Origin of the sequence: Microcoleus sp. FACHB-1515 (genome assembly GCF_014696105.1) — a bacterium.
Taxonomy (GTDB): domain Bacteria; phylum Cyanobacteriota; class Cyanobacteriia; order Elainellales; family Elainellaceae; genus JAAUTJ01.
Map to the genome: position 1 here is coordinate 1 of NZ_JACJPO010000003.1, position 8862 is coordinate 8862.

Genomic DNA, 8862 nt, shown 5'->3' on the forward strand with positions numbered 1-8862 from the left:
CAGGTTGCTGGAGTATGCTTTACTCATGGCTCTCACGGTGCTGCGGACTACTTACTTGCAGCGTACATCCGGAGAGCTTTTTTACGTCATCTTTGACTTTTCAAACCTCCTCTTAGAGCAGCATTACCTATTGTTAGTTCTCCTGCAATTTGGAGCATGGACATTCAACGCTTAGTTGGAGACTTGAGTAGTCGCTTTAAGCTTCCATTTGAGAGGAATAATTGGGTTTATAAATTGCTTGAGGAACATGATCAGAAGCCTCATCGGAAACTGGACATCCGCTCACTCGCAATACACTATCTATTCTTTAGCGATGAATCTCTTCGCATATCATTTGAGCAGGCTGTGAGCCGATTCACAGAAAACTTACCATTTAGATATCAAGAAGAACAAGAAGACCCTGTGACCATTTCTGCTATTCATGAGCAAATGGAAAATTATCAAGCTTTTGGAAAAGAAGAAAATTATCAGTTTTCTAGAAACGGTGACGATTTGTATGTGCAAGTTCAACAACCTGAGCATATAAAGAAACGCAATGAGAAAAACCTTGCTCTTAACTCTAAATATCAACGATGGCTCCGCATGGAACTGTGGTCTCGTAAGGTGGTAGAGGAAAACGATTTAGAAGACAGGGAAGTTTTGGAAGAGATGGTCAAGCGGGCTAAAGAATTCCAACAGCCAAATGACTTTACTAGTGAAGAGTCAGAGAATTCTTATGAGAATTCGCGTTTAGGATCAATTGCTAGTGTTGCTGCTGCGGCTCTTGTCATAGATTTTGAATGGATGAAGGCTCAGAATCTTCTTCAATGAAGCAAAGACATTCTGATGTTAGCATCTCGTGCTTCTCAACCCTCTGTATATTCTGGATCACTTTGTAAATTTGATGTATCTGCTGCACGCGGATTAGCCACTCTTGCTGCACATGAAATAGCCGATTTAGAGGTGCGTCAACAAGTTCTTCTACTTGTCGGCAAATCATCGAAACGATTTGATCACTCTGATGATGGGGTTCTTAAGGCATTGTTTCTCAGTTTACAGACTGCTTGGGCGACTGATCCGGTACTGTGCTGGAACGCCCTGAGTTTGTGCCTCTCCTTGTCTATAATTCCTGGACAAATTTACTATGGAACTCGTGTTGGAGAATTTGGGACTAGTTACGAGGAGCTAGAAACCTGGGAAGACAATGTTATTCAGAATTACTTCGACTATTTAGCAAAAAATGAAATTCCTGACCTTCCCAGCATCCCCACAGCGAGAAATATTGTTTTTGTGCATGAGCAAGCTAAGTATGGGCTTTATGCTTTGCCACTTGCTGAATTGTGTCAAGACTCAGATACGAAAAATAAATTTCTCCAGCTTTGTGATGATTTGATAGCTCGAACTGTTGCAGATAATTTACCAATAGAAGACAGAAGATTCTCACAACCTGATCGGCCCTATATGTGGAATCTTTTTATCTTTAACTGGGCAGCGTATTTAGCAAAGTCACTAAGTTTAGAGGAAATTCGGCATCATATTCTGACACCCCTGCGAGACAATTGGGCTAAAGTTCCAGATTTGACGGCTGAACTACTAAATGGTTACATCAGTCATCAAATTGCTTATGTTGAAGGACCATCTGAGCAAGCTTTGAAAATTTGGAAAGAAGTTTGCACTTGGGTGCTGGATAGCCCGGAAATCTCTAGAAAAGCCAGCTATGATTACCTTGATCGTGATACTGGGGAAGTTCTACAACTAATCATTTTTACTCAACATGGTAGTTCTCGTATTAAAGATGATTGGCTGTATGCCCATCTTTTTGTTGATATCTTTGACAAATGGATTGGTGTAGTTGGTCATAATCCCTATGCTTATAGGCATCTTCTTACTATGCTTAACGGTATTGGCTGGCAGTTTTCATCAGAACCAACTCTTAAGTGGCTCAGTCAATGTGCAAGTAATGCCACTCACGATCTCTGGAACAAAGAACGTGGAAACGGCAGGAGAACGGCAGAATTATTGAATCGCATTTGGAACAGCTTTGAAACGCAGATGCGGAAAAATACTGAAAGCTTGCACCGATATTCTGATCTTGTTTATCGCCTAGTGGGTGCAGGTGTGCCTTTGGCAAGCGTCCTTCAAAAGAAGTTAGAAGGACGAGGGTAAGCCTAATTGGTGAAACAGTAATCTAACGTGGTGTGTCCCCACACGTCTGCTGTGTGCAACAAACACGCCTCGTTAATCTGGGCAGCCGTGCACAGGCAAATCCCCAATAGCGTTCGATCACACTCCGTCACCAACCCTTCTATGTAAGAGAACACCGGTAGAGAAGCGATCGCATTCCTAATCGAAATGTACTTCCTAGCATCGCAGTTAGCTAAACCAGAAGCCTGAAACTCCCTAGTAATGCACGTTTCAGAGAAGTACAATTTGCGCCATCGATTTGAAAACGTTTGAGAGCATAAATTTTGAGCAAAAATTGGTTTGCAGCCGTTATCCAAGGACTACTGCTCTGGCAAGGCTAAAAAGCCTTGTGTGGCAATAGTTCGAGCAGTCGAAAGTTGGCGCCACGAATTTGAAAGCAAGACCTAATAGGTGCTGAAGTGGCAAAAACAATGAAATCTTTGTTCTGCAAGGGTTCTACGCTCTACCGTGTCGCGCCACGAATTTGAAAGCCGCGTCACTTTTCGTGAAAACGTACAGCTGAGAAACACCCGATCGGGCGATCGCTTTCTCCTTGCGTTCCAAGAAGATTTCGTAGGTTGGGGCGTGAACCACCCAGGGCACCAGCTTGATTTTGCGCGATCGCTTATCGAGGGCATCGAGTAAAACCGCATCAACGTCGGTGCTGTAGTCAGCCTCCTCAAGAGCGAGGATGTTTGAACTTTCAAGCGTTTCCACCATACTTCACCATCCGACTGCTCATGCTGAGATAGTCAAATCATAGAGCAGTTCGGAAAAACAGCGCAATGAATTTGACAGGCGATCGAGCGTAGCATTATGAAGCGATGTAAAGATTATGAGTGCCAGTTTCAACTTAGCGCAACGAATTTGGAATAGACTATGGAAGAAGAAAAATACCAAAGCCAAACTGAAAAACGCTAAAACTCCTTCTGGGTCTCGCTTTTAGCTTTCCTGCTGTCTACGCAACGAATGTGACGGCAGCGCAAAATAGCGTGACGGCTGACATACACTTCACCAGCCGGAAGCGAAAACCCTGTATTTGTCTACCGATGGTGCGGGTCATGTGCCGATCGCGCAGTTGCAGGCGAGTCCCGTCGTGATTGCTGCGTTTGATAATGACCAAGCAGGCGAGCAAATGGTGGAACGTTTGAGGAAAAATTTACCAACTATTCAGCATCACAGTCCTGCTGGGAAAGACTGGAACGAGGATTTGCAGCTTCATTTGCGAGATTTGCAGCGGCAGTTTGAGCAGCGTTCATCTCGTACCCGCCAGTTCTTTCAAGAGCAGGTTGACCGAGAGGACGAGTTGACGCTTTGAGTCAGATGCGGCTGATCGAAGCAGAAAAGTTACAATTGGCAGCACACAATCTTTGCTAAGCTTTTTCACCTCAGGCCGTCGAAATTCTTTGGGAATCGCTCATGCCTCGGATCTTCGACAACATTGATGAGTATTTACTTCCAACCCTGCGAAGCGCTCTCGACGTTGCACATCGGGCTGATTTTTGCGTGGGCTACTTCAACCTGCGCGGCTGGCGCAAGATTGATGACCTGATTGCCAAGTTTGCGGGTGAAGAATCTGCTTGCTGTCGGCTGCTGGTGGGGATGCAGAAGCTGCCGCAGGACGAACTGTATGAATCGCGATCGCTGCTCACAGGCAGCACGGGGATCGATAACGGCAGGGCAATTCAGCTTCGCAAGCAGATCGCCAAAGAATTTCAGGCGCAACTGACGATCGGCACTCCTAACAACGAAGACGAGCAAGGCTTGCGACGGCTGAGCGCTCAAATCAAGGCGAAAAAGCTGGTGATTAAGCTGCATCTGCGGCATCCGCTCCACGCGAAGCTGTATTTGGCGCATCGTCACGATCGCCACAATCCCACGATCGCCTTGCTGGGTAGCAGCAACCTCACCCTATCCGGGCTAGAGCGGCAGGGCGAACTGAATGTGGATGTGATGGATCACGATGCTTGCCAAAAGCTGCAAAAGTGGTTTGACGATCGCTGGAACGATCGCTGGTGCTACGACATCTCAGACGATTTGGCTGCGCTGATCGATGAAAGCTGGGCACGAGAAACGCTGATTCCGCCCTATCACATCTATCTCAAAACGGCTTACCACCTGTCGCAAGAAGCGCGAGTCGGTGCGTCGTATAGCATTCCGCGTGACATTGGGGATCACCTGTTTGAGTTTCAGCGGGCGGCGGTGCAAATTGCCGCGCAGCACGTCAATCATCGCGGCGGCGTGTTGATTGGTGACGTGGTGGGCTTGGGCAAAACGCTGATTGCGGCGACCCTGGCGCGAATTTTGCAGGAAGATTTGTATCTGGAAACGCTGATTATTTGCCCGAAGACGCTGGTTTCGATGTGGCAAGATTACGTCGATCGCTACCGTCTGCTGGCGAAAGTGCTGCCGCTCAGTCGGGTTCAAAATGAGCTTCCCGACTTGCGGCGTTATCGCGTCGTGCTGATTGACGAGAGCCACAATTTACGCAATCGCGAGGGCAAGCGCTATCGGGCGATTCAGGAATATGTTGCCGCGAACGAGTGTCGCTGCATTTTGCTTTCTGCCACTCCCTACAACAAAACCTATCTCGATTTGTCAGCGCAACTGCGGCTGTTTATCCCGGATGACAAGGATTTGGGGTCGCGCCCGGAAGCGCTGCTGAGCGAACTGGGTGGCGAACTAGAATTCATCCGCAGGCATCAGGCTCCGGTGCGATCGCTCCGCGCCTTTGAACTGAGCGAACATCCGGACGACTGGCGCGAACTGATGCGGCTCTACATGGTGCGGCGGACTCGCAGCTTTATTCAGGCCAATTACGCCAAAAAAGATGAAGGCTCCCGTGAATATCTGGAGTTTTCGGACGGCAAGCGGGCTTACTTCCCCGTGCGGGAGCCGCAAACGATTAAGTTCAGCCTGGGTGAAGGTGATGATCCCTATGCTGCGCTCTACTCGGATGCGGTCGTTGAGGTGATCAATCAGCTTAGCCTGCCGCGCTACGGGTTGGGAAATTATGTCTCAACCAAGCGTAAGACCTTGACCCAGCCGGAGGAGCGGCAGATCAAAGGCTTGTCACGGGCGGGTAAGCGACTGATGGGCTTTAGCCGCACGAATTTGTTTAAGCGGTTGGAGAGCGGTGGGCCTGCGTTCATCCAGTCGATCGATCGCCACATTTTACGCAACTACATTTTCATCTATGCGATCGAGCAAGGGCTAGATTTGCCAATCGGGACGCAGGAAGCCGCTCTACTCGACAGCCGCAATAACGATGAAGATGTCGATGCGATTTTGCCGCTGCTGCTCGACCCTGAAGCGGAAGAAGTGGAAACGATCGAAGAACTGCTCGATCGCGCCGAGTCGGATTATCGGCAGCGGGCGATCGCGGTCTATCAAGCTTATGCCGATCGCTATCGGCGGCGGTTTAAGTGGATTCAGTCGGGCTTATTCAAGTCGTCGCTCAAAAAGGATTTACAGGCGGATGCGAAAGCGTTGACGGCTGTGCTGAGTCAGCGGGGCGATTGGGCGGCGAGTCGCGATACGAAGCTGGCCGCACTGGTAAAGCTGCTGCGCGATCGCCATCCTCACGAGAAAGTGTTGATTTTCACGCAGTTTGCGGATACGGTGCGCTATTTGGAAACCGAGTTAACACAACTGGGGATCAGGGAGCTTGCCGGGGTGACGGGAAATTCTGAGAATCCGGCAGCGATCGCCTGGAAGTTCAGTCCTATCAGCAATCAGAAGGCGGTTCCCAAATCGGACGAGCTACGGGTTTTGATTACGACCGATGTGCTGAGCGAAGGCTTGAACCTGCAAGACTGCGCCACCATCGTCAACTACGATTTGCCCTGGGCGATTATTCGATTGATTCAGCGGGCGGGGCGGGTCGATCGGATTGGGCAAACGGCAGAGGCGATTTTGTGCTATTCGTTTTTGCCTGCTGAGGGCGTGGAGCGGATTATTCGGCTGCGGGGTCGATTGCGGCAGCGGCTCAAGGAAAATGCGGAAGTTGTGGGAACTGATGAAGTGTTTTTTGAGGACGAAATGGATGAGCAGACGTTTCTCGACCTCTATCACGAAAAGTCGGGCGTGTATGACGGTGATGAAGATAGCGAAGTGGATTTGACTTCCGAGGCGTATCAGATTTGGAAGAATGCGACGGACAACAATCCGGCTTTGAAAAAGGCGATCGAAAACATGCCGCCCGTTGTATATTCCACTCGTGCCCATGCCCCCACGTCCAGCCAGCCGGAAGGCGTGTTGCTCTACATGAAGACGGCAGAGGGAAATGATTCGCTGGCACTGGTCGATCGACAGGGTCGCAGCATTACGCAGTCACAACTGGCGATTTTGCGGCTGGCGCAGTGCGAACCGGATACGCCTGCGATCGAGCGCGATCCGCAGCATCACGAACTCGTGGAGCAAGGTGCGAAGCTGATTATCGAGGAAGAGAAAAGCACGGGCGGGCAGCTAGGGCGACCGTCGGGCGCAAGGTTTCGCACGTATGAGCGGCTGAAGCGGTTTGTGCAGGCGCAAAAGGATTCGCTGTTTGTGACGCAAGACTTGCTGGACGCGATCGATTTGATTTACCGCTATCCGCTGAGGCAGTCGGCGATCGATCAGCTCAATCGCCAACTCAAAAGCGGCATTAGCGACGCGCAGCTTGCAGAACTGGTTGTGGCGTTGTTTCTTGACGATCGACTGTGTGTAATTCAGGAGGAGGCGAGTACCCGTGAGCCGCAGATTATTTGCTCGATGGGATTATTTAAACCACGATGAAATGGTTCGCGATCACACTCTACGACTCAGCGAGATCACAGACTTCGTTTGAGCAAATGTTAAAACTATTGGGAATGCTGATGAAGACGGTTATTTTCTCCGCTCAAAGCTTTTAAGTAGAACGCTATTTCTTATCGCTGGTCATGCCTTTCAACTTCCAAAATGCTCGAACGCTGCTAGACGAATTCCGGTTGAACGACCTCTTTATCGAGGAATTGGGGTGGTCGCAGCCGTCGAATTTGCGATCGGAAGATTTGGAGGTTGACGAGCAAGTTTTTCAGCGCACTCGCATTGCTGAGATGTCGAATGTTCCGATTTTTGAAATTGTGGCAGCGGATGGGGAGATTCCGAATGCGGATGCACGACTAGCTGTTTATAAAGCGATCGCCGCACAGTTCACTGAAAATCTGCTGATCTTTCTAAACGGCGATCGGACGCGATCGCTTTGGTATTGGGCGAAGCGAGAAGGCACGAAACTCTATCCGCGCACGGTGTCTTTTGTGCAGGGTGAGCCGACCGACTTAATTTTAAGCAGAATTGGCGGGCTGTATTTTTCTGAGGAAGAATTAAAAAACGGCTATCCTTCGGTTGTGATCATTGCGAATCGCTTGCAAAAAAGTTTGGATGTTGAAACGGTTACGAATGAGTTTTACAAGAAATATCAGCTTCTGCATTTGGAGTTTGTGACGCAATACATCGAGGGGATTGATCATGAGTCCGATCGCCGCTGGTATGCGTCAGTGATTCTCAATCGGCTGATGTTTGTTTACTTTTTGCAGTCCAAGGCGTTTATTGGCAACGACATCTACAACTTTAGCCAGCAGTTGGAATATCTTCAGTTAAAGCTGGAGGAAAGCAAGCAGCGAGGTCGCGATCGCTTTTTCAGCGAGTTCTTGCAGACGCTATTTTTTGAGGGATTTGCAGAGTCGATACGTCCCGATCCAGTCAGGGCTTTACTGGGACAAGTTCCCTATTTGAATGGCGGGCTGTTTTTGAAGCATAGAATCGAAATCGACTATCCGAATATCGCGATCGCAGATGCCGCATTTGAGAAAGTATTCGCGCTATTCTCCGCCTACAACTGGAATCTTGACGATCGACCAGATGGCAAAGCGAACGAAATTAACCCGGATGTGTTGGGCTATATTTTCGAGAAATATATTAACCAAAAAGCGTTCGGTGCATACTACACGCGCCCACAAATTACTGAATATTTATGCGATCGCACGATCAACAAGCTGATTCTCGATCGCGTTAATCAGGTGAGCGATCGCCAGTTTGAAACGATCGGTGATTTGCTGGTGAAGCTGGATGCGAGATTATGTCGTCACTTGATTTATGGCGACAACGCAATTTTGAAAACGCTTTCGCTGCTTGATCCGGCTTGTGGTTCAGGGGCATTTTTGATTGCGGCGATGAAGACGCTGATGCCGATCTATAGTTCGGTAATTGGCACGATCAAAAACTCAAGTGACTATCAGCTAACAAACTGGCTGAACGATGTAGAGCGCAATCATCCTTCGCTGCCATATTTTATTAAAAAGCGAATTATTACTGATAATTTGTATGGCGTTGATATTATGCCGGAGGCGAGCGAAATCGCCAAACTCCGCTTATTTCTTGCTCTTGTCTCATCGGCAAGAACAGCAGACGATTTAGAACCATTGCCGAACATTGATTTCAATATCATGGCGGGCAATTCGCTGATTGGATTGATTCGCGTTGATGAGAACAGCTTCGATCAGGTGAAGCTGACGCAGAAGGCGAAAGCAAGGGGATTGAAACAAGATGACACTGAGCAGCAGTTGAGTGAGGTGGACCCGTAGGACTAGACGAAAATCGAGGGAGAATAAGCTACAGATCTCAAGTTGCAGACTCAGCAATGCTGATGTTTTAGTTCGACTTTAATCAGCGATTCAACTA

At 48.6% G+C, this 8862-nt stretch carries 6 protein-coding genes; 5 read left to right on the forward strand and 1 reads right to left on the reverse strand.

Annotated features, from left to right (window positions below):
- Positions 1-156 precede the first annotated feature (156 nt).
- Positions 157-810 (forward strand): hypothetical protein, encoded by a 654-nt coding sequence (locus H6F67_RS00080; RefSeq protein WP_190762084.1) that lies wholly within the window; start codon positions 157-159, stop codon positions 808-810.
- Positions 811-825: 15 nt separating this feature from the next.
- The gene (locus tag H6F67_RS00085) at positions 826-2145 is read left to right on the forward strand and encodes a hypothetical protein (protein WP_190762086.1); all 1320 of its coding nucleotides are present in this window, start codon (positions 826-828) and stop codon (positions 2143-2145) included.
- Positions 2146-2619: 474 nt separating this feature from the next.
- Here the strand turns inward: H6F67_RS00085 and H6F67_RS00090 are convergent, their stop codons facing one another.
- The gene (locus H6F67_RS00090; protein WP_190762088.1) at positions 2620-2883 is read right to left on the reverse strand and encodes a hypothetical protein; all 264 of its coding nucleotides are present in this window, start codon (positions 2881-2883) and stop codon (positions 2620-2622) included.
- Positions 2884-3202: 319 nt separating this feature from the next.
- Between H6F67_RS00090 and H6F67_RS00095 the strand changes: the two genes are divergently transcribed.
- The 3 genes from H6F67_RS00095 to H6F67_RS00105 all read left to right on the forward strand — a co-directional run bounded on the left by H6F67_RS00095 (position 3203) and on the right by H6F67_RS00105 (position 8765).
- Positions 3203-3481, forward strand: coding sequence for a toprim domain-containing protein (locus H6F67_RS00095; protein ID WP_190762090.1), 279 nt, complete (start codon positions 3203-3205; stop codon positions 3479-3481).
- Between the two features lie 101 nt (positions 3482-3582).
- A complete protein-coding gene (locus tag H6F67_RS00100; RefSeq protein WP_190762092.1) occupies positions 3583-6939 on the forward strand; it encodes a helicase-related protein in 3357 nt (1118 codons plus the stop codon).
- Positions 6940-7082: 143 nt separating this feature from the next.
- Positions 7083-8765: a DNA methyltransferase gene (locus H6F67_RS00105; protein WP_190762096.1), complete on the forward strand. Its 1683-nt coding sequence runs from the start codon at positions 7083-7085 to the stop codon at positions 8763-8765.
- Positions 8766-8862: the final 97 nt, after the last annotated feature.